The organism is Desulfotignum balticum DSM 7044 (assembly GCF_000421285.1).
In the GTDB taxonomy this organism is placed as follows: Bacteria; Desulfobacterota; Desulfobacteria; order Desulfobacterales; family Desulfobacteraceae; genus Desulfotignum; species Desulfotignum balticum.
Genome location: NZ_ATWO01000001.1, coordinates 1051563 through 1073616 on the forward strand (window position 1 = coordinate 1051563; position 22054 = coordinate 1073616).

General features: G+C 51.6%; 18 protein-coding genes. All 18 read left to right on the forward strand.

The genetic code is table 11. The features are described from left to right. Positions 1-2: 2 nt before the first annotated feature. The 18 genes from K365_RS0105490 (at position 3) to K365_RS0105590 (ending at position 22000) form a co-directional block, all read left to right on the forward strand. Positions 3-2135: a Tex family protein gene (locus K365_RS0105490; RefSeq protein WP_024333833.1), complete on the forward strand. Its 2133-nt coding sequence runs from the start codon at positions 3-5 to the stop codon at positions 2133-2135. A gap of 166 nt (positions 2136-2301) precedes the next feature. Then, positions 2302-2799, forward strand: a complete 498-nt coding sequence (gene tpx, locus K365_RS0105495; protein ID WP_006963553.1) for a thiol peroxidase — start codon at positions 2302-2304, stop codon at positions 2797-2799. Positions 2800-2872: 73 nt separating this feature from the next. Beyond that, positions 2873-4888: an AsmA family protein gene (locus K365_RS0105500; protein ID WP_024333834.1), complete on the forward strand. Its 2016-nt coding sequence runs from the start codon at positions 2873-2875 to the stop codon at positions 4886-4888. A 147-nt stretch (positions 4889-5035) separates the two neighbouring features. Continuing rightward, a complete protein-coding gene (locus K365_RS0105505; protein ID WP_024333835.1) occupies positions 5036-6610 on the forward strand; it encodes an MBL fold metallo-hydrolase RNA specificity domain-containing protein in 1575 nt (524 codons plus the stop codon). A 269-nt stretch (positions 6611-6879) separates the two neighbouring features. After that, positions 6880-7374, forward strand: a complete 495-nt coding sequence (locus tag K365_RS0105520; RefSeq protein ID WP_024333836.1) for an FKBP-type peptidyl-prolyl cis-trans isomerase — start codon at positions 6880-6882, stop codon at positions 7372-7374. 79 nt (positions 7375-7453) lie between these two features. Next, complete coding sequence (locus tag K365_RS0105525) at positions 7454-8383, forward strand: nitrilase-related carbon-nitrogen hydrolase (protein WP_024333837.1); 930 nt, start codon at positions 7454-7456, stop codon at positions 8381-8383. Further along, positions 8380-8943, forward strand: a complete 564-nt coding sequence (locus tag K365_RS0105530) for a response regulator (RefSeq protein ID WP_024333838.1) — start codon at positions 8380-8382, stop codon at positions 8941-8943. The genes K365_RS0105525 and K365_RS0105530 overlap by 4 nt, the downstream gene beginning before the upstream one ends. Positions 8944-9065: 122 nt before the next feature. After that, on the forward strand, positions 9066-9830 hold the full coding sequence (locus K365_RS0105535; protein WP_024333839.1) for an ATP-binding protein: 765 nt from the start codon (positions 9066-9068) through the stop codon (positions 9828-9830). Between the two features lie 4 nt (positions 9831-9834). After that, complete coding sequence (locus K365_RS0105540; RefSeq protein ID WP_024333840.1) at positions 9835-10614, forward strand: class I SAM-dependent methyltransferase; 780 nt, start codon at positions 9835-9837, stop codon at positions 10612-10614. A 1-nt stretch (position 10615) separates the two neighbouring features. Continuing rightward, a complete protein-coding gene (gene amrS / locus K365_RS0105545) occupies positions 10616-11626 on the forward strand; it encodes an AmmeMemoRadiSam system radical SAM enzyme (RefSeq protein ID WP_024333841.1) in 1011 nt (336 codons plus the stop codon). A gap of 13 nt (positions 11627-11639) precedes the next feature. Further along, positions 11640-12497: a UbiA-like polyprenyltransferase gene (locus K365_RS0105550; protein WP_024333842.1), complete on the forward strand. Its 858-nt coding sequence runs from the start codon at positions 11640-11642 to the stop codon at positions 12495-12497. A 77-nt stretch (positions 12498-12574) separates the two neighbouring features. Next, the gene (locus K365_RS0105555) at positions 12575-13870 is read left to right on the forward strand and encodes a CCA tRNA nucleotidyltransferase (RefSeq protein ID WP_024333843.1); all 1296 of its coding nucleotides are present in this window, start codon (positions 12575-12577) and stop codon (positions 13868-13870) included. A 14-nt stretch (positions 13871-13884) separates the two neighbouring features. Beyond that, entirely contained in the window at positions 13885-15117 is a 1233-nt protein-coding gene (gene serB / locus K365_RS0105560) for a phosphoserine phosphatase SerB (protein WP_024333844.1), read from the forward strand. A 17-nt stretch (positions 15118-15134) separates the two neighbouring features. Continuing rightward, a complete protein-coding gene (locus K365_RS0105565) occupies positions 15135-15533 on the forward strand; it encodes a hypothetical protein (RefSeq protein ID WP_024333845.1) in 399 nt (132 codons plus the stop codon). Positions 15534-15563: 30 nt separating this feature from the next. Beyond that, positions 15564-17111: a type I restriction-modification system subunit M gene (locus K365_RS0105570; RefSeq protein ID WP_024333846.1), complete on the forward strand. Its 1548-nt coding sequence runs from the start codon at positions 15564-15566 to the stop codon at positions 17109-17111. Next, the gene (locus K365_RS0105575; RefSeq protein WP_024333847.1) at positions 17104-17385 is read left to right on the forward strand and encodes a KilA-N domain-containing protein; all 282 of its coding nucleotides are present in this window, start codon (positions 17104-17106) and stop codon (positions 17383-17385) included. Before K365_RS0105570 ends, K365_RS0105575 begins: the two co-directional genes overlap by 8 nt. Positions 17386-17585: 200 nt before the next feature. Next, complete coding sequence (locus tag K365_RS0105585) at positions 17586-18761, forward strand: restriction endonuclease subunit S (RefSeq protein WP_024333848.1); 1176 nt, start codon at positions 17586-17588, stop codon at positions 18759-18761. Positions 18762-18775: 14 nt separating this feature from the next. After that, positions 18776-22000 (forward strand): type I restriction endonuclease subunit R, encoded by a 3225-nt coding sequence (locus K365_RS0105590; protein WP_024333849.1) that lies wholly within the window; start codon positions 18776-18778, stop codon positions 21998-22000. Positions 22001-22054 lie beyond the last annotated feature (54 nt).

A 22054-nucleotide genomic window follows, 5' to 3' on the forward strand; every position in this document is an offset into this window, starting at 1 on the left:
ACATGACACACATTTCTTTTATCAGTCAGGATCTTCAAATATCTGAAAAACAGGTGGCTGCGGTGTTAACCCTGCTGGATCAGGGTGCCACCGTGCCGTTCATCGCCCGGTACAGAAAGGAACAAACCGGGTCTCTGGATGAAGTCGCCATCACCGGGATCCGGGACCGGCACCAAGCCATGGTTGCCCTGGATGCCAGAAAGACCGCCATCACAGCTTCTTTGACTGAAAGAGACCTGTTGACACCGGACCTGGCCCGGGCAATTCAGAAGGCTGCCACCCTGGCGGGTCTGGAAGACCTGTATGAAAAATACCGGCCCCGGCGCCGGACCCGGGCCATGGCGGCCCGGGAACAGGGGCTGGATCCGCTGGCGGATCTGCTGCTGGCCCAGTCTTTAAATACGGATATTACCCATGCAGCCCGGCGGTTTGTGGATCTCGGCAGAGGTGTGGAAACACCTGATCAGGCCCTGGCCGGGGCCAGGGACATTATTGCCGAGACCGTGAATGAAGATCCGCAGGTCAGAGAAGCGGTGCGCCAGATATACATAAAACAGGGTGTGATCCAGTCCCGGGTCAAAAAAGGTCAGGAACAGCCCGGCGACAAATTCCATGATTATTTCGACTGGCAGGAGCCCGCATTCAAAGCCCCGTCCCACCGGATACTGGCAATGCTTAGGGGAGCGAAACAAGGCGTGCTCACCCTGCATGTGGCAGTGGAGCCTGAGACAGCGGTCCGGACCATGGGGGCATTTTATCTGAAAAAACAGCCGTCCGCCTGCCGGGACCAGGTATCGATCGCCATTCTGGACGCGTACAAGCGGCTTTTAGGGAAATCTCTGGAAAAAGAATGTCTTCAGGCGTTGAAATCCACGGCAGATGATCAGGCCATTCAGGTATTTGTCAGCAATCTCAAAGACCTGCTCCTGGCCCCGCCTTTAGGTGAAAAACCGATACTGGCCCTGGATCCGGGGTTCAGAACCGGTTGCAAGGTCGTCTGCCTGGATGCCAAAGGGGATTTGTGCCACCATGGGGTGATATACCCCCATTTCAAAGAGGCGGACAGAGAAAAAGCAGGCCGCCTGGTGGCGGATCTGGTGGATCAATATCAAATCCAGGCAGTGGCCGTGGGAAACGGCACGGCCGGCAGAGAAACTCTGGCCTTTGTCCGGGAACTGGGTCTGCCCGATCGGGTCGAGATTTTGATGGTGGATGAAAGCGGGGCATCGGTCTATTCTGCCTCAGACATTGCCCGGCAGGAGTTTCCGGATCACGATATCACGGTAAGAGGGGCCGTATCCATCGGCCGGCGCCTCATGGATCCGCTGGCTGAGCTGGTGAAAATCGATCCCCGGTCCATTGGTGTGGGCCAGTACCAGCATGATGTGGATCAAAAACAGCTGCGCCAGGCCCTGGATGACACTGTCCAGATCTGTGTCAACCAGGTGGGCGTGGAGGTCAACACCGCATCCCGGGAACTGCTGGCCCGGGTGGCCGGGTTGAATGACACCATTGCCGCCAATCTGGTGCAGTACCGGCAGGAAAACGGGCCGTTTGACAGCCGGAAGGCGTTTTTGAAAGTGCCCCGGCTGGGCCCCAAGGCGTTTGAACAGGCAGCCGGATTTCTGCGGGTTTGCAATGGAAAAAATCCTTTGGATGCCTCAGGCATTCATCCGGAATCCTATGGTATTGTGGAACAGATGGCAAAAGACCAGGGGTGTGCCCCCAAGGACCTGGTGGGAAGTCCGGACCGGGTGAAAAAAATCGACCCCCGGGCCTATATCAGTGATCAGACCGGACTGCCCACGCTTACCGATATTCTGGCGGAACTCCGGCTGCCGGGCCGGGATCCCAGAAAATCCTTTCAAAGTGTTGCATTTGATCCGTCCGTTTCAGACATCCAGGATCTGGTCCCGGGCATGATGTTGCCCGGTATCGTGACCAATGTCACCGCGTTCGGGGCGTTTGTGGACATCGGCGTCCACCGGGACGGCCTGGTGCATATCAGCCAGATGGCGGACCGGTTCATCAAAAATCCAAGCGAGGTTGTTTCAGTGCACCAGGCGGTCCAGGTCAGGGTCCTGGAAGTGGATACCGCCAAAAAACGCATCTCTCTATCGCTGAAATCCGTCTGAAAAAAATCGTTAAAAAATGATAATGCGTTGAAATCGGCTCAGACCGCATTACATTATCTGAATCATGCAGCAGTAAAAGGAAAAACCGGTCTAAAAAGTTAAAACAAGTGGATTTCAATGAAATCCGCGGTTATAATAATTCATTTCAAATAAAAGGAGAATCCCCATGGCTTCTACCAAACTATCAGGCAATCCGGTCTCTCTGGCAGGCGAATTTCCAATCAAGGGTACGACGGCACCTGATTTCACCGCCGTGAATCAGGACCTGTCTGAAATCACGCTGAAATCCTTTGAAGGCAAACGCAAGGTGCTCAACATTTTTCCCAGCATCGACACGGATGTGTGCGCCACGTCCGTGCGTAAATTCAATGAAAAGGCAGCCGGCCTGGATAACACCCAGGTGATCTGTCTGTCAAAAGATCTGCCTTTTGCCCTTAAACGGTTCTGCGGGGCGGAAGGCATTGACAATGTGGTGGCCGCCTCTCTTTTCAGGGATGCGGAATTTCCGGGAAACGCCGGGGTTTTGATCACGGACGGGCCGATGAAAGGCCTGACCGCCCGGGCGGTTATGGTGCTGAATGAAAAAAATCAAGTCATATATGCCCAGCTGGTGGATGATATTACCCACGAACCGGATTATGACGCGGCCCTGGCAGCGCTGTAAACCGGTCAAAACACCCGGCGGGCACCACCTGAAAAATTTGTAAACTTGTTTTACTCAAGAAACAGGGGGAGTTATGAGTCGTTTGATAAAATGGGTTCTGGGAATCGTGGCAATCCTGGTCGTGTTAATGGTGACCGCAGTGGTGCTGGTTCCCATGCTGGTGGATGTCCAGCAGTATAAACCCAGACTGGAGGACCTGGTAACCAGGCAGACCGGCCGGTCTTTTACCATGGGAAATGACATGGATGTGTCCGTATTTCCCTGGGTCGGAGTCCGATTGTCGGATGTCCGCCTGGGCAGCCCGGAAGGATTCACTGCAAAGGACATGGTGGCAGTGGATCAGTTTGAAGTTCGACTCAAGGTGATGCCCCTGTTCTCCCGGCGCATCGAGATCAGTACCTTTGCGATGAATGCGCCTCAGATTTTTCTGGAACGTCGAAAAGACGGCCGGGCCAACTGGGAAGGACTGGGTAAAACAGATGCCCGGGACGGTGAAAAGAAACCAGCCGCAGAAAAGTCAGAATCAAAGGACTCGGGCTTGCCCATTGAATCGCTGATGGTGGAAGATTTCACCATCAGCGATGGGCAGGTTGTTTTTTCAGACAAGGCGGCCGGTCTGGAAAAGCAGATCACTGACCTGAATCTGACTCTGGGAGATATCAGCCTGGACAAGCCGGTACAGATCGATTTTACGGCCCGGATGGATGAAAAACCCGTATCTTTGAACGGAAACATCGGTCCGATGGGAAACAATCCCGGCAAATCAGACATTGATTTTGATCTGGTAATGAAAGCCCTGGGAGTGATGGATGTGACCCTGGCCGGCAAACTGCTGGATCCGTCCAATGACCCCCGGGTAGACATGGACCTGGATGTGTCCCCGTTTTCTTTGCGCAAACTCATGGCGGAGCTGGAACAGCCCTTTTTCATGGAAACGGCGGATCCGGCTGTGTTTGAAAAAATCGCTTTGCGTACCCATATTTCAGGTAATGCGTCTGCGGTGTCTCTGACCCGCGGGCAAATGACCCTGGATGACACTTCTTTGACGTTCAGTGGGGCCGCAAAAGCGTTTGACAAGCCGGATGTTGCATTTGATCTGGCCCTGGACCAGATTGATCTGGACCGGTACCTGCCCCCGGCACAGGAGAAACCCAAAGCCGGGAGCCCGTCTTCCAACGGAAAAAAAGGGGCCGCTTCCGGTTCATCTCCTGACTATGGTCCTTTGCGCAAACTGGTGCTGGACGGCAAACTGAAGATCGGGCAGATGACAGCGTCCAATATGACGGTTTCAGACATTACGACCCATGTGACAGCCAGAAACGGTCAGATTGCCCTGGATCCGTTCTCCCTGAACCTGTATCAGGGCAGCCTGGCTTCCACACTGGGGGTGGATGTGCGCAAAAAATCTCCTGTCACCCGAATAAACCTGGATCTGAACGGCATCCAGGCCGGTCCTTTGATCAGAGATGCCATGGAAAAAGATCTGATTTCCGGTTCATTGACCGGGGATGCTGTCTTGACCATGGCCGGGGATACGGCGGATCAAATCAAGAAAACCCTGGACGGCAAAGGAAAAATGACTTTTACAGACGGTGCCGTTGAAGGCATTGATATTGCCGGCATGGTCCGCAATGCCGCTGCCAAAGCCGGGCTGGGACAACCGGTCACTGAAAAACCCAGAACCGATTTTGCGGAGTTAAGTCTGCCGTTTTCCGTGGGGCAGGGGATTTTCAATATCATGGACGCCGGGTTGAAATCGCCGCTTCTGCGGGTCAATGCAGGGGGTCAGGCGTATCTGTTAAAAGAAACGTTGGATATCCGTGTGGAACCCAAGCTGGTGGGAACATTGAAAGGCCAGGGCGATACCGCGGACCGAACAGGGATTATGGTGCCGCTGCGGGTCACCGGACCGTTTGCATCCCCTAAAATCCGGCCGGATCTGGCGGGATTGCTGGGAGGCGGGTTGCCGGACAAGGAAAAGATTAAAGAGATGATCGATACAAAAAAATTGCCGGCCACAGACACAAAATCCCTGGAAGAAGAGGGGAAAAAAGTGTTGAAAGGGTTGTTGCCGGGCCTTCAAAATTGATGAATTACCCCAATTGAAGGGAAAATATGCGGATCTGCTGAAAAAAGTGTTTCAATAGCATCCATCGCAAACGGTCAATCACTGCCTGGCCCGGATCGGTCAGGCGTTAAATCAAACATACGGACAACCAAAGGAAGCGAGGCAAAAATGGAATGTCAATTTCTGGGCGGAACCGGTGAAGTCACCGGTTCCATGCACCTTTTGAATACGGGTCGGGATGAAATCCTTTTAGATTGCGGCATGTTTCAGGGGCGGCGCAAGGAAAGCAATGAAAAAAATCGTTATTTTCCCGTGGATCCGGCTAAGATTACCAACATGGTGCTGTCCCATGCCCATATTGATCATTCCGGCCGGATCCCCGTGCTGACCCAGGCCGGATTCTCCGGCCGGATCATCACCACCCGTCCCACCCAGAATGCATTGTCCTATATGCTGATGGACAGTGGACATATCCAGGAATCCGATGCCCAGTATCTGAATTACAAATCTTTGCGAACGTTTCTTTACCAGGAAGAGCAGAAAAAGAAAAATCAGCAGCTGACCAACAAGGAAAAATCACAGGTCAAGCGTCTGCTCAAAAAAAATCCATATGACCTGAATACGGATGCCATTGCCAAGCTTCAGAACCAGTATGGTCTTGACATCATTGCTCCGTTGTACACCCAGGATCAGGCCAGACAAGCCTTGACCTATATTGATGGGTATCCTTTCAACCATGAAATTCCCGTGGGCCGGGATACCACGGTTAAATTTTATGTGGCCGGTCATATTCTTGGATCTGCATTTTCCCTGTTCACGGTGAAAGATAACGGTCGTGTCCGCAAAATTCTGTATACCGGAGATATCGGGCGTTTTGACAAACCGATTCTCAAAAATCCGACCCTGGAATTTGATGAACAAGATACAAAAATCGATCTGATGATCATGGAAAGCACCTATGGGGCAAGAGAGCATGGCCCGGTGGCGGATCTGGAAACCAGCCTGAAAAAAGTGCTGCTGGAAACCCACCAAAGGGGCGGATCATTGATTATTCCTTCATTTGCCTACGGCAGAACCCAGGAACTGATTTATGTGTTTCATAAATTGTATGAATCCGGACAGGTGCCCCAGCTGCCCATTTATGTGGACAGCCCTTTGGCATCCAATCTGACCCGGGTGTTTGGCGAGCATCCGGAGACCTATGACAGGGAAACCCATGCCGCATTTCTGGAAAAAGGATTGAATCCATTCTATTTTGATAAGATCCGGTTTGTTCAGACGGTCGAAGAGTCCATGAACCTGACCCGGGATGAAACGCCCCATGTGGTGATTTCCGCATCCGGCATGTGTGAAGCCGGGCGCATCCTTCATCATTTGCGGTATAAGATTCACAACCCTAAAAATACGATTCTGATTGTGGGATATATGGCCCAGCACACTTTGGGACGCCGGATCGAGGAACTGGGTGAACAGGCAGCCGAAGCAAACGGATCAGCGGTTCCCGAGGTTAAAATTTTCGGAAAATCCTACCCGCTGGCTGCCCGGGTGGAAAAAATCGAAGGGTTCAGTGCCCATGCAGACAAACACGAACTGATGCGGTTTGTCACACAATCCAATCTGGATATTGACAAAATTGCCATTGTCCATGGGGAAGAATCCCAGAGCAACGCCTTTGCCGCTGATTTGAGGGAACACGGATATGACGCGTTCATACCCGCTCCCGGAGATATCGTTCAATTTTAATCGATGATTTCAGAAGGGTCACTGGCTTCTTGTTTTTGGCGATCACCCAGATGCCATGGTATAAGATTCACCATATCCTGCTGGTGGGAAAGAAAAAATACAGAATAATGTTGGACAACCCGCATTTCACGTTTTATGTTAATTTTCAGTTTCGTTTTCCCGGTCCGGGTACCAGGGAAATAAATATGAATAACCGGCTTTGGAATCCAAGAATAAAAGGCCGGCGACCGGGGTAAATTGATATATACCCTGAAAGGATTTTTTGTACAATGACTGATACCATCAAAGCAGGCGACACCATTTCTGTGGATTACACGGGAAAAAAACAGGACGGGACCGTGTTTGATTCATCTGAAGGAAAACAGCCTCTGAAATTTACCGTGGGATCGGGTATGCTGATCCAGGGATTTGACGAGGCGGTGGTGGGAATGAAGCCTGGTGAGTCCAAAACGGTGGAAGTGCCGCCGGATCAGGGGTATGGCCATCGACATGACGATGCGTTTGTGAACATTCCCAAAGCCCAGATTCCCGACGAGATCCCTTTAAGTGAAGGGCTTGTTCTTCAGCTTCAGGATCCCCAGGGCCGTCCGGTACCGGCGACTGTGACCGAAATCACGGATGAAAGTGTAAAAATGGATATCAACCATATGCTGGCCGGTGAAACATTGACCTTTGATATCACCGTCCGGGAAACCGGGCTGACTCCGGATACCCAGGACTGCGGATCCGGGGGATGTGAGTCCGGCTCCTGCCAGGGTTGCTGATGTCGAGTAATATTTAAACACAATCAGGTTCGGATTTTCCGGACCTGATTGTTTCATGATTCGCCTGAAGGATGTGAAAATGAAGATCGCCATGTGTCAGACCCGACCGGTGTTGATGGATGTGACCGCCAATGTCGAAAATACCATTGATCACATCAACATGTGCAAGGAAAAAGGGGCGGATCTCATTGTATTTCCGGAACTGGCCCTGACCGGATATTTTGTGGGGTTAGGGTATCATGAAGTGGCATTGACTATGGATTCCGCCCATATCCGCCGTATTGCCGCCGCCACCAAAGGCACGGCCGCCGTGGTGGGGTTTATTGAAGAGTCCCGGTCCATGAATTTCTATAATGCCGCTTTGGTGGCAGTGGATGGGGAGATTCAGTTTGCCTATCGAAAATTGAATCTCCCCAATTACGGGGTGTTTGAAGAAAAAAAGTTTTTTTCCACCGGAAAGCATATCCGGACTTTCCGGCTTCAGGGCCTGAATATTGCGGTGTTTATCTGTAATGATCTGTGGCACCCGTCATTGCCGTATCTGGGCATTACCCAGAAAGCGGATGTGTTTTTGACCCTGTTTAATTCATCGGAAGGGTCCATGGCGGATGAGTTCAGCAATATCGAAAGCTGGGAGATCATTAATCGGTTTTATTCCCGAATTTTTGGTATTTACAATATCTGCGTCAACCGGGTGGGAGAAGAAGGCCCGGCAGCGGTCCGGTGCCTGTCGGCAAAAAACGGGGAAACCGATTTTCCGGATGCATTCCGGTTGCCTGAATTGAAAAAAAAATATCATTTCTGGGGCGGCAGTGAAATTATCAACCCGTATGGCCATGCTGTTTACAAAGCGGTCCAGAATGAAGAAGATATGGTGATGGGCGCCATCTCCAAAGATATGCTGCGCCGCAAAAAGATCCTGTTGCCTTATTTGAAAAATGATGACCCGTATTTCACGTTTCGTGAATTGGGCCGGATCCTTTATACACAAGGAGATTCCCGGAAATGACGAATACAAAACGATTGATACTGGCCGTGGATGACAATCCCAAAAACCTTCAGTTTCTGGGAAAGTTGCTTTCCAGCAATGGATTTGAAGTGGCAATGGCCCAAAGCGGGCAGCAGGCGTTGAATTTCATGCTCAAAGAGGAACCCGACCTGATTCTGCTGGATATTATGATGCCGGAAATGGACGGGTACACGGTTTGTGAAAAAATCAAAGCCAATTTTTCCACCCGGCATATTCCGGTGATTTTTCTGACCGCCAAAACCGAAACCAGTGATGTGGTAAAGGGGTTTGACGTGGGCGGGGTGGATTATGTGACAAAACCGTTCAATGCCGAAGAGTTGCTGGCCCGGGTTAAAACTCATATTGAAGTCAAGATTCTCAGGGGGCTTCTGCCCATCTGTTCCCAGTGCAAGAAAATAAGAGATGATCAGGGATTCTGGGAACAGGTGGAACGATATTTTGAAACCCATGCCCAGGTAACCTTTACCCACAGCCTCTGCCCCGATTGCATGGACAAACTTTACGGAGATGCCGACTGGTATCGGAAATCACGAAAATAATTAATTCCTGCCTCAGTTTTCCTGCCTTTGGTTGCTTTTTTCCCGGATTGCGTTATCTTATTTCCATTATCATGTTATAATCAAATTTTTATGAAAGAACCATTTGAAATACAGGAGTGTTTATGAGTACTGTCATCGCTATGGCCGGTAAGGGAGGCGTTGGAAAAACCACGGTTTCCGCACTGATTTTAAGATATTTCACCCGGCATGTCCAGTCCCCGGTCCTGGCTATTGATGCCGATCCCAACAGCAACCTGGGGGAAACCTTAGGTATGACCATTGAAAAAACCGTGGGCGATATCCGGGAGGATTTCATGAGAGATCCCCAGGGGGTTCCCTCCGGGATGGACAAGATTCTGTACCTGGAAATGCTCATGAACCAGGTACTGATCGAAAACAAAAATTTCGATCTTCTGGTGATGGGCCGTCAGGAAGGCCAGGGGTGTTACTGCATGGTCAACAATATTTTGAACCGGTTTGCCGATGAGCTGGAAAACAATTACAAATACATGCTGGTGGACAATGAAGCCGGGATGGAACATTTGAGCCGGCGGACCTCCGGAAAGGTGGATATGCTGTTGATGGTCACGGATTACGCATTGCGCGGACTTCGGGCCGTGGGCCGGATCAATGGCCTGCTGGATGACCTGAAACTGGATGTGCGGCAGAAAGGACTGGTTGTCAATCGGGCACCGGATAAACTGAGCCAGGCGTTTCTGGATGAAGTGGCACAGATCGGCGTGCCATTGCTGTGCACCATTCCCCAGGATGACAACCTGCTGGAATTTGATATGGAAAGACGTTCCATGCTGGAACTGCCTGATGATTCTCCGGCAGTGCTGGCGGTGAACGATCTCATGGAAAAGGCCATCAAAGTCAAGGCGTGATCTTATGGGATATGTGTTTGATTTCAAAGAGGCAACCCATTATGATGCCTGGTTTTCTCAACCGGGCAACCGGCATTGCTTTGATCTTGAAATCAAACTGCTTCTGGATCTCATGGATCTGAGATCCGGTCAGCGGGTTCTGGATATCGGGTGCGGCACAGGCATGAGTCTTGTGCCGCTGCTGAACCGTGGATTGAGCCTGACCGGTGTGGACCCGTCCACATATATGCTGGATATAGCCCATGAGCGGCTGGGTAACAGCGTGGACCTGCACCGGTGTTCGGCCGAGGATCTGCCTTTTGAAGACAATGCCTTTGACACGGCTTTTTTTTTCACCAGCCTGGAATTTGCGGACCGTCCGGCCAAAGCGGTTGAAGAAGCGTGCCGGGTGGCCCGGGAACGGGTGGTGATCGGCGTTTTGAACCGCCATGCCCCCGTGAATTTCTGCCGCCGGTGCAAGGGATTTGTTTTTCCCAGTATCTATTCCCATACCCGGTTTTTCAGTATCTGGGAACTCAAACGGATGCTGTTCAGTATTCTGGGGGATGTCCCGGTTTACTGGCGGACCACGGGCCAGTTTCCGTTTATCCGGGGGCGGATCATATCTGCGGTTGAAAATAATTCATGGGTTCAGAGATCCATTTTCGGTACATTCATCGGCATGCGCATCAAGCCGGTGCCCAAGTTCAGGGTTCGGCCATTGCCGTTGAAAATCAAGAAACATAAAATACAGAACCGTGCCACCGGGCTGGCGACCTCCTCCCGGGCACGGTCCAGAGATTGAAATGGAAGCGTATCTGTATGACAAACTGAAAAACAGCCGGGTCCGGTGCCGGACGTGCTGTCATTTCTGTGTGCTGGAACCGGGCCATCGCGGGCTGTGCGGCGTCAGAGAAAATCAGGACGGCCGGCTTATGGTTTTGAATTATGACAAAATCATCGCCCACAGCGTGGATCCCATTGAAAAAAAACCCATTTTCCACCTCAAGCCCGGGTCCCGGTCCTATTCCATCGCCACCATGGGGTGTAATTTCACGTGCCGGTTCTGCCAGAATGCCGATATCGCCCAGATATCCAGTGAGCCGGGAACCCGGATCATGGGCAGACCCATGGCGCCGGAACAGATCGTGGACAACGCCCTGGCTGCCGGGTGCCAAAGCATTGCCTACACATATACCGAACCTTCGGTTTTTTTTGAACTGGCGTTGGATACGGCCCGTCTGGCCAAAGACAAGGGCCTGTTCAATATATTTGTCACCAACGGCTACATGAGCCCGGATCTGATCCGTCAGGTGGCCCCGTATCTGGATGCCGCCAATGTGGATTTGAAAGCGTTTGACGATGGGTTTTACCAGACTTTTTGCAATGCCCGGCTGACACCGGTGAAGGAAAACCTGAAGCGCCTGAAGCGGGCCGGGGTGTGGGTGGAGGTTACCACACTGGTGATTCCGGGACTCAATGACGATCCGGAGGAACTGACTGCTTTGGCCGGGTTCATTGCGGATGATCTGGGGCCGGACACCCCCTGGCATGTGTCCCGGTTTCATCCCACCCACCGGATGACGGACCGGGGTCCTACCCCGGCGGACACGGTGGAAAAAGCCTGGGATATCGGCAAAAAAGCCGGCCTTTACTATGTGTATGTGGGCAATCTGCCCGGCTCATCCCATCAGCACACCCAATGCCCCCATTGTGATGCAACAGTGGTGGAACGACGGGGGTATGACATCGTGAATCATATCAAAGAAAACGGTATCTGTCCCGGATGCGGCGCGTTGATATCAGGTATTTATTGAAAGATCGAAAAGCATGTTGAAACAAAAAATTCTGGATTACGGGAAAATGATCAAATTTTCCCATACCGTGTTTGCCCTGCCGTTTGCTTTGTCTGCCGTGGTTCTGGCCTGGCAGACCCATGTGCCTTCCTTATGGGAGTTGTTTCTGATTCTGGTGGCCATGGTGGGGGCCCGGTCTGCGGCCATGGGATTCAACCGGATCGTGGATGCGGATATTGACAAAAAAAATCCCCGGACCGCTGTCAGAGAAATTCCCAGCGGGGTGTTGACCCGGTCCCAGGCCCTGATCTTTGTGGGGATGTCATCGCTGCTGTTTGTGGGGGCTGCGGCGTTGTTGTCGCCTTTGTGTTTCGGGCTGTCGTTTCCGTTGCTGGGACTGCTGTTTTTCTATTCCTTTACCAAGCGGTTCACTGCCTTATGTCATCTGGTGCTGGGATTTGTCATCTCCCTGGCGCCGGTGGGGGCCTGGGTGGCGCTCACCGGAACGCTCAACTGGGGCATTGTCATGCTGGCGGCGGCACTCTGGTTTTATATTGCCGGATTCGATATCCTGTATGCCTGCCAGGACATCGATTTTGACCGAAAACAGGGGTTGTTTTCTCTGCCGGTTCTGGTGGGGCCGGTTCGGGCCATGCAGATTTCCACCCTGTTTCATGTTCTGTTTCTGGTATTTTTGCTGGGACTGTTTCCGGCATTTGACATGCACACGGTTTTTCTGGTTTTCTGGGCAATGATCGCTGTCTTGATCGTGCTGGAGCACCGTCTGGTCAAACCGGATGATCTGTCCCGCATCGATATGGCTTTCTTTCATGTCAATTCTGCGGTTTCCGTGATCTTGTTTGCCGGGATTTTCATTGAAACCTTTTTTTAAAGAGGGTGTATGACCCATCTTAAAACCATTGTTGTGCCCATGGATCAGACATTGTCTCCCCGGTGGAAGGAATGACAATGTCTGGGATGCCGGAACCGGTCCTGGAGATCCTGGGCCTGCTGCAACAAAACGGAATACCCGCCTTTGTGGTGGGCGGCGCAGTGCGGGACATGTGTCTGGGCCGGCAACCCAAGGATGTGGATATTTGTGCCGATGCGTCCGTTGATACCCTCAAGGCAGTGTTTGCCCATCACCCGGTCCGTGTTGTCGGCAACACGTTTTCCGTATGTCTGGTCCATGACATCGAGGTGGCACCCTCCCGGGCCGCATCCCATCAATTTCCTGAAGATGATCTGGCCATGCGGGATTTCACCGTCAATGCCATGGCATATGATCCCCTGGAGAACCGCCTTGTGGATCCCTTCAACGGCCGGTCGGATCTGGAAAACCGCATCATTCGATTTACAGGAGACCCCGCCGCCCGGATACTGGAAGACCCGGTACGCATGATCCGGGGATGCCGGTTTAAGGTATTGTTGTCTGCAAAATTCTCAGATGCGGCTCAGAAAGCGATTTATGACCATGCCGGTTCCCTGACCCCGGATATCCCCGGGGAGCGGATCCGAAATGAATTGATCAAGGCCATGGCCCTGCCCACACCGTCTGATTTTTTTCACTGCCTGCATGGCACGGGCCTGCTGGCCGGAATACTGCCCAGCCTGGACCGGTGCCATGGGCTGGATGGCGGTCCGTTTCACGGAGAAACCGTTTTTGAACATTGTCTGCTGGTGGGAGATGCCCTGCCTCCCGGGCAGCCCCTGCTGAGACTGGCCGGATTTCTGCATGATGTGGGCAAGGCAGATGCCCAGGGGATTAAAGACGGCCGGATCACATTTCACAGCCATGAAACCCGCGTGGATGCTTTGACAGCCGATCTGGACCGGCTGCGGTTTTCTGTTCGGGAAAAAGCCTATATCCTGGCCCTGGTCCAATGCCATATGCGGCCGCTGGCTTCCAAAACCCGTCCCAAATCTGTGCGCCGCCTTCTGGCCATGCTGGCACAGAACCATTTGAGTTTTCAGGATTTCATGCGAATGCGCATTGCGGACAAAAAAGGAAACCTGGCCAAATCTCCCTATACACTGGCGGATATCCGGGACCGGGTTGAAAAAGTGCGGCATGAAATGGCCCGGCAGACCGCATTCCATCCCGATGATCTAAAGATTTCCGGGCAGGACATCATGCAGGTTAAACAAATACCGCCCGGACCGGCAGTGGGCCGCATCAAAAACCGGATGTTTGAAAAAGTGCTGGAAGATCCGGCGCTTAATACCCGGGAACACCTGCTTGCGATGCTGCAGGACATGGACTGAAAGGACAGGATGTTATGGACGATATCGTACTGATCAACATCACCGGTAAGGATCGGCCCGGGCTAAGTGCCTGTTTTACCCAGATTCTGGCCCGGTATGATGTCCGGGTGCTGGATATCGGCCAGTCGGTCATCCATGAGTATCTTTCCCTGGGAATTCTGGCGGCTATTCCCTGCAAAAAAGATTTTTCCGCTGTCTTCAAAGACATGCTGTTTGAAGGGTATAAATCGGGTTTGACAGTGGATATCAAACCCGTGGATCCGGAAAGTTATGAACACTGGGTCCATGCCCAGGGCAAGGAACGCCGGATCATCACCATTTTAGGACAGGCCATCACGGCCCGGCAGATCGCGGCCGTGGCATCGGTCTGTGCCGACCAGGGCCTGAACATCGATTTTATCACCCGGCTGACCGGGCGGATTTCGCTTCAGCATCCCCAGTCCCGGCCCCGGGCCAGTATCCAGTTTTCCGTGTCCGGGACCCCGAAACAGATCGGGGCCATGCGGGGCCGGTTCATGGAAATCTCCCGGGAAACGGGTGTGGATATCTCGTTTCATGTGGACAATATTTACCAGAAAAACCGGAAACTCGTGGTGTTTGACATGGATTCCACCCTGATTCAGTCCGAAGTGATCGTGGAACTGGCAAAAATGGCCGGAGCCGGTCCCCGGGCGGAACAGATCACCCGGGCCGCCATGCAGGGGGAAATGGATTTCAAGGAAAGTTTCCGTCAGCGGGTGGCATTGCTCAAAGGCTTGACACAGTCGGACCTGGACCGGATTCTTCAAACCCTGCCTTTAACCGAAGGGGCCCAACTGGTCACTGCCACGCTCAAGCGCCTGGGCTATAAACTGGGCATTCTGTCCGGCGGATTCACTTTTGTGGGGGACTATCTCAAGGAAACCCTGGGATTTGATTATGTTTATGCTAATGAACTGGACATGGAAGGCGGGGTGGTGACGGGCCGGGTTAAAGGCGGGATCGTGGACGGTGAGAAAAAAGCCGCCCTGTTGCGGGAAATCGCCCAAAAAGAAAACCTGTCCATTGAACAGACCATTGCCGTGGGAGACGGGGCCAATGACCTGCCCATGATCTCCATCGCTGGCTTAGGCGTGGCATTCAATGCCAAACCCGTGGTGCGCAAGAAAGCGGCCAGCGCCATCTCCACCACGGGCCTGGACGGGCTGTTGTATCTCATGGGGCTTCATGAAAGAGAAATCCGGGAATCCAGCCCTAACCCCAGATAAGGGGATTAATATCTTGATTGATTTTTAATCTTGGCATAAGGCTGATCATATCACCCCTTTGCGCCACCTGCGCCACCTGGGCCACGGTGAACCCACGAGCCAAACCGGCATTTATTAGATTTGGCAGTGTTGCCATTTTTAATAAATGGTTGTGGATGGATGCCAAGGCCCATCTGGTTCACACCGCAAAGGTCGGCCATGTAAGCATCTACTGTCCGTCTTGCCCGGCCAATAGCTTTTTTGCCGCATACAACAGGGGATCATCCCCCGCCAGATCCCTGACCGCCAATCAAAAAAACACTTTGCTTTTACCTCCAAAGTTAGATAAGTATTTCCAGAGCATCGATACGACCCAAATGGCCACTGATCCAGGCATTTTGTTGTCGTATGATGGGCAAAGGTTTCAATCTGTCTGAGAATGTTCAATTCAACTGGAGCACCTGCTGATGGCAAAAAAGAAAAAGACCCCCGCCGAAGAACCCATAGAAAAACAACTCTGGAAAGCCGCCGACAAACTGCGGAAAAACATCGATGCCGCCGAATACAAACACATAGTCCTGGGTCTGATTTTTCTCAAGTATATTTCAGATGCCTTTGAGGCCCTGTATGACAAACTGAAGCAAGGCGAGGGGGAATACGCCGGGGCCGATCCGGAAGACAAGGATGAATACCGGGCGGAAACCGTTTTTTTTGTCCCTTCAACGGCCCGGTGGGGATTTCTTCAGACCCAGGCCAAACAGCCCACCATCGGTAAAACCGTGGATGAGGCCATGGATGCCATTGAAAAAGAAAATCCCTCATTGCGGGGAGTATTGCCCAAGGTATATGCCCGTGGCAACCTGGACCCCGCCAACCTGGGCGGTCTCATTGACCTGGTGGGGAACATTGCCTGGGGTAATGCCAAATCCCGGAGTGCCGATGTACTGGGCCATGTGTTCGAATATTTCCTGGGGGAATTTGCCCTGGCAGAAGGGAAAAAGGGCGGTCAGTTTTACACCCCCCGAAGCGTTGTGGAACTTCTGGTGGAAATGCTGGAGCCCCATCAAGGCCGGGTATTTGATCCATGCTGTGGTTCCGGCGGCATGTTTGTGCAGTCTGAAAAATTTGTACAGAGCCATCAGGGCCGGGTCAACGACATCTCCATATACGGCCAGGAAAGCAACCAGACCACATGGCGGCTGGCAAAGATGAATCTGGCCATCCGGGGGATCGACAGCTCCCAGGTGAAATGGAACAATGAAGGGTCGTTTCTCAATGATGTCCACAAGGACCTGAAGGCCGACTATGTGATAGCCAATCCGCCATTCAATGACAGCGACTGGAGCGGAGACTTGCTCAGAAAAGATGGCCGGTGGCAACACGGGGCACCGCCTGCCGGAAATGCCAATTATGCCTGGATACAGCACTTTCTGTATCATTTGAATCCCACGGGTCAGGCCGGGTTCGTTCTGGCCAAAGGGTCTTTGACGTCCAAAAGTTCCGGAGAAGGGGATATCCGAAAGGAACTCATCGAGGCCCGGCTGATCGACTGTATTGTCAATATGCCGCCCAAACTGTTCCTGAATACCCAGATACCGGCCTGCCTCTGGTTTTGCAGCAGAAACAAGGCCAACGGTAAATTCCGGAACCGGGTGGATGAAATCCTGTTCATCGATGCCCGGAACATGGGTCATCTCATCAACCGCCGGACCAAAGAGTTTTCAGAACAAGACATCAGGATTATTGCCGACACCTACCATAACTGGCGGAACCCGGATGGGGACTATGAGGATGTCAAAGGGTTCTGCAATTCCGCAACTATCGACCGGGTCCGGGACCTGGATTATGTGCTCACACCGGGGCGGTATGTGGGATTGGCCCTGGAAGAGGACGATTTTGACTTCAAGGAGCGGTTTGACATGCTGAAGGCGGAACTTTCCGGACAGCTGAAAGAGGAAGAACGGCTGAATGCGTTGATTTTGGAGAATCTGGGGAAGGTGAGGGTTAATGGCTAAAATTGAAGTTCAGGGAAGAGAAATTACCGTTATTTCAACGGATCAGCAGGATTATATATCTTTAACCGATATGGTGAGAAATATTGAAAATGGGCTTTCGCTGATCGAAAAATGGTTGAGAAATAAAAACACCATTGAATTTTTGGGCATCTGGGAAGAAATCTATAATCCGGATTTTAATTCCCCCGAATTCGAGGGAATTAAAAATCAGGCCGGATTAAACCGTTTTGTTCTTTCGGTGAAACAATGGGTAGCAAAAACAAATTCTAAATGAGGGCCTTCCCCAGAATACCCGGCTTGAACGACTGAACAAAATCGCCATTCAGCAGATACGGATATTGATGGGGGATGTGGGCATGAAATGGCTGGAAGAATAGGAATGACAATATATTTTGAGTTGGGCTTTGCGGTGCAGTTGAAAGAAGAAGAACGATTGAATGCTCTGATCCTGGAGAATTTGGGGAAGGTGAAGACGTGACCGATTATCTTTTATCAGAAATTGCAGAAATTGTGGATTGCGAGCACAAAACTGCCCCAAAGGTCGAAGTGAGTGAGTATTTATCGGTAAGGACAACAGATATTTCCAATGGAAGATTGAATTATGAAAACGCAAATAGGGTCTCCGAAAAAATATATTTTGAATGGATTAAGCGAGCTACACCCGAACCCGGTGATATCATTTTGGCACGGGAAGCCCCGGTTGGGGAAGCAGGATGGATAGATACAGGGTATAAGGTTTGTTTAGGGCAGAGAACAGTTTTAATAAAAATTCATCACAATGAAGTATACAAAAAGTTTGCTTTGTACTACTTGGTTAACCCAGAAACAAAATATGACCTTCAGTCCCGTTCAACAGGAAGTGTAGTCGCGCATCTTAACATGAAAGATATCAGAGCTTTTGAGATATCGCTCCCTCCACTCCCCGAACAAAAAGCCATCGCCTCGGTCCTTTCCAGCCTTGATGACAAAATAGACCTGCTGCACCGCCAGAATAAAACCCTTGAAGCCATGGCGGAAACGCTTTTCAGACAGTGGTTTGTGGAGGAGGCGCGGGATGATTGGGAGGAGGGTAGCCTTTTTGGAATTATTGATTTGCTTGGTGGAGGCACTCCCAAAACTTCAATACCCGAATACTGGGATGGAAGTATCCCATGGTTATCGGGAGGTGATATTGCATCCAATCATAAATCTTTTGTACAAGATACCCCAAAACATATTACAGAAAAAGGGCTGTGTAATAGTTCGGCGAAATTATTGCCGAAATATGCTACTGTAATTTCAGCGAGAGGGACTGTTGGAAAATATTGTATGCTTTCACAACCGATGGCTTTCAGCCAATCAAATTATGGAATATTGCCGAAAAATTCTGAGAACTATTTCTTTACATACTTGCTCATCAATCATGTTGTAGAGGAACTACAGTCTTCAGCGTATGGAAGTGTTTTTGACACAATCACAACGGCTACATTTAAAGAACTCGAAGTGTTGTTACCGCCTATGGAAGAGATTTTTCAATTTGAAAATTCTGTTTCATCCTTTTTTGAAAAAATGCTGTTGAATAATACCCAAATCCGCACCCTCGAAAAACTACGGGACACCCTCCTGCCCAAACTCATGAGCGGTGAGGTCCGGGTGAAATACGAGCATTAACACAGTGGAAACGCATGGAAAAAATCACCGAAAACGCCATTGAGGAACATGCCATTCAGCTTCTGGAAACCCAGGGATACGCCTACATCCATGGTCCTGCCATTGCCCCGGACAGTGACACCCCGGATCGACACTCTTTTGAAGATGTGTTCCTGCTGGACCGTCTGCAATCTGCCGTTACCCGCATCAACCCTCACATTCCCCCGGAAGCCCGAAACGATGCTGTCAAACAGATCCAGCGGCTCAACTCTCCGGAACTCATCGCCGACAACCAAGCGTTTCACCGGATGCTCACCCAAGGGATCACGGTCACATACCAGAAAGACGGACAAAGCCGGGGGGACCTGGTGTGGCTCATGGATTTCACCGACCCAATCAACAATGATTTTCTGGTCGTCAACCAGTTCACGGTCATCCAGAACAATGTGAACAAGCGCCCGGATGTGGTCATTTTTATCAATGGGCTTCCCCTGGTCCTGATGGAACTTAAAAATCCCGCCCATGAAAACGCCACCATTAAGTCGGCATACAAACAGCTCCAGACTTACAAACAGGAGATTTCCAGCCTGTTCACTCCCAATGCTATTATGGTCATATCTGATGGCCTGGAAGCCCGGGCAGGGACCATATCAGCCGGATTCAGCCGCTTTATGACCTGGAAGACCGCCGATGGGAAAACAGAAGCATCGCCACTCATCGGACAGCTCGAAACCCTGATAAAAGGCATGCTGAACCCAAAGACCCTCCTGGACCTGATTCGTCATTTCATTGTATTTGAAGCTTCCAAAAAAGAAGACCGCCAGACCGGCATTATCACCATGGAAACCGTGAAGAAACTGGCATCCTACCACCAGTACTATGCGGTCAATCTGGCGGTAGAGTCCACCCTGAGAGCGGCAGGATCACCGGAGACACCCGGAACAGCCGAAGACCCCGAAGCCTATGGGCTTGCAACGGTTAACTCCCAGCCCAAAGGGGACCGCAAAGGCGGCGTGGTCTGGCATACCCAGGGAAGCGGAAAGTCTTTGTCCATGGTTTTTTATACCGGCAAGATTGTTCTGGCCCTGGATAATCCCACCGTGGTCGTCATCACCGACAGAAACGATCTGGATGACCAGCTGTACGATACCTTTGCCGCCTCAAAACAGCTTCTGCGCCAGGAACCGGTTCAGGCCAAAGACCGGGACCATCTCAAGGAGTTGCTCAAAGTGGCCTCCGGGGGCGTGGTGTTTACCACGATCCAGAAGTTTTCCCCGGACAACGGCAATGTCTATGAGACCCTTTCGAATCGCAGAAATATCGTGGTGATTGCGGATGAAGCCCACCGGACCCAGTATGGATTTAAAGCCAAAACCATTGATGACAAAGATGCACAAGGAAACGTCATCGGTAAAAAAGTGGTCTACGGGTTTGCCAAATACATGCGGGATGCCCTGCCATACGCCACATACCTGGGATTTACCGGAACCCCCATCGAGAGCACGGATGTGAACACCCCGGCGGTATTCGGCAACTACATCGATGTGTATGACATTGCCCAGGCAGTGGAAGACAAGGCTACTGTGAGGATCTATTATGAAAGCCGTCTGGCCAAAATCAGCCTGAGTGAAGCGGGCAGAAAACTGGTGGCCGACCTGGATGCCACCCTGGCACAGGATGACCTGACAGAAACCCAGAAGGCCAAGGCCAAATGGACCCAGCTGGAAGCACTCATCGGCAGTGAAGACCGGATTGAACAGGTAGCCCAGGATATCATCGGGCATTTTGAAGCGCGCCAGGAAGTGTTCGAAGGAAAGGCCATGGTGGTCGCCATGTCCCGAAGGATCGCCGCGGATTTGTATGCCGCTATGGTGGCCATGAGGCCCGGGTGGCACAAAGATGACTTGAAAAAAGGCGTGATAAAGGTGGTGATGACCTCTAAGTCTTCAGACGGTCCTGAAATCTCAAAGCACCATACCACCAAAGACCAGCGCCGGATGCTGGCGGAACGGATGAGAGATCCAGAAGATGAACTCAAGATAGTCATTGTGCGGGACATGTGGCTCACCGGGTTTGATGTCCCCTGTATGCATACCATGTATATCGACAAGCCCATGAAGGGCCACAACCTGATGCAGGCCATTGCCCGGGTGAACCGGGTATACAAGGATAAGCCCGGTGGTCTGGTGGTGGATTACCTGGGGATTGCCTCGGATCTCAAAAAAGCCCTGTCGTTTTATTCGGACAGTGGCGGCAAAGGGGACCCGGCCATTGCCCAGGAACAAGCCGTGACCCTGATGCTCGAAAAGCTTGAAGTGGTCTCCCAGATGTATCATGGGTTTGCCTATGAGGACTATTTTGAGGCGGACACGGGCAAAAAGCTGTCCATCATTTTAGGAGCGGAAGAACACATCCTGGGCCTGGAGAACGGGAAAAAGCGGTACATCAACGAGGTCAATGCGCTTTCCAAGGCGTTTTCCATTGCAGTCCCCCATGAGCAGGCCATGGACGTTAAAGATGAGGTGGGGTTTTTTCAGGCGGTCAAGTCCCGGCTGGCAAAATTCGACGGGACCGGATCAGGCCAAACAGATGAAGAAATGGAGACGGCCATCCGTCAGGTCATCGACAAGGCCCTGGTGAGCGACCAGGTGATTGACGTGTTTGATGCGGCAGGAATCAAAAAGCCGGATATCAGCGTGCTATCAGAGGAGTTCCTGTTGGAGGTCAGGGACATGGCGCACAAAAATGTGGCCCTGGAGGTCCTCAAAAAGCTGCTCAATGATGAAATCAGAAGCCGGACCAAAAAGAACCTGATCCAAAGCAAGACCCTCATGGAAATGCTGGAAGCCTCCATCAAACGATACCATGCCAAGGTGGTGACCGCTGCCGAAGTCATAGAAGAACTCATCCAGTTGAGCAAAGAGATCCACAAAATGGACAAGGAACCCGCGGAAATGGGCCTGTCTGACTTTGAATATGCCTTCTACACCGCCATTGCCGGCAACGACAGCGCCCGTGAGGTCATGGAAAAAGACAAACTCCGGGAACTGGCCGTGGTCCTGTATGAAAAAGTCAAAGCCAACGCCTCCATCGACTGGACCATCAAGGAAAGTGTCAAAGCCAAACTCAAGGTCATTGTCAAGCGGACCCTGCGGCAGTTCGGGTATCCCCCGGATATGCAGAAGCTGGCCACGGAGACCGTTCTAAAACAGGCGGAAATGATCGCCGAAGAGCTGACTGGTCGGCGAAATAAGGCCTGACATGGGGGTTTTATCTGGGTGCATTTCGGTGTTCCGGAAACAAAAAACCCCTCC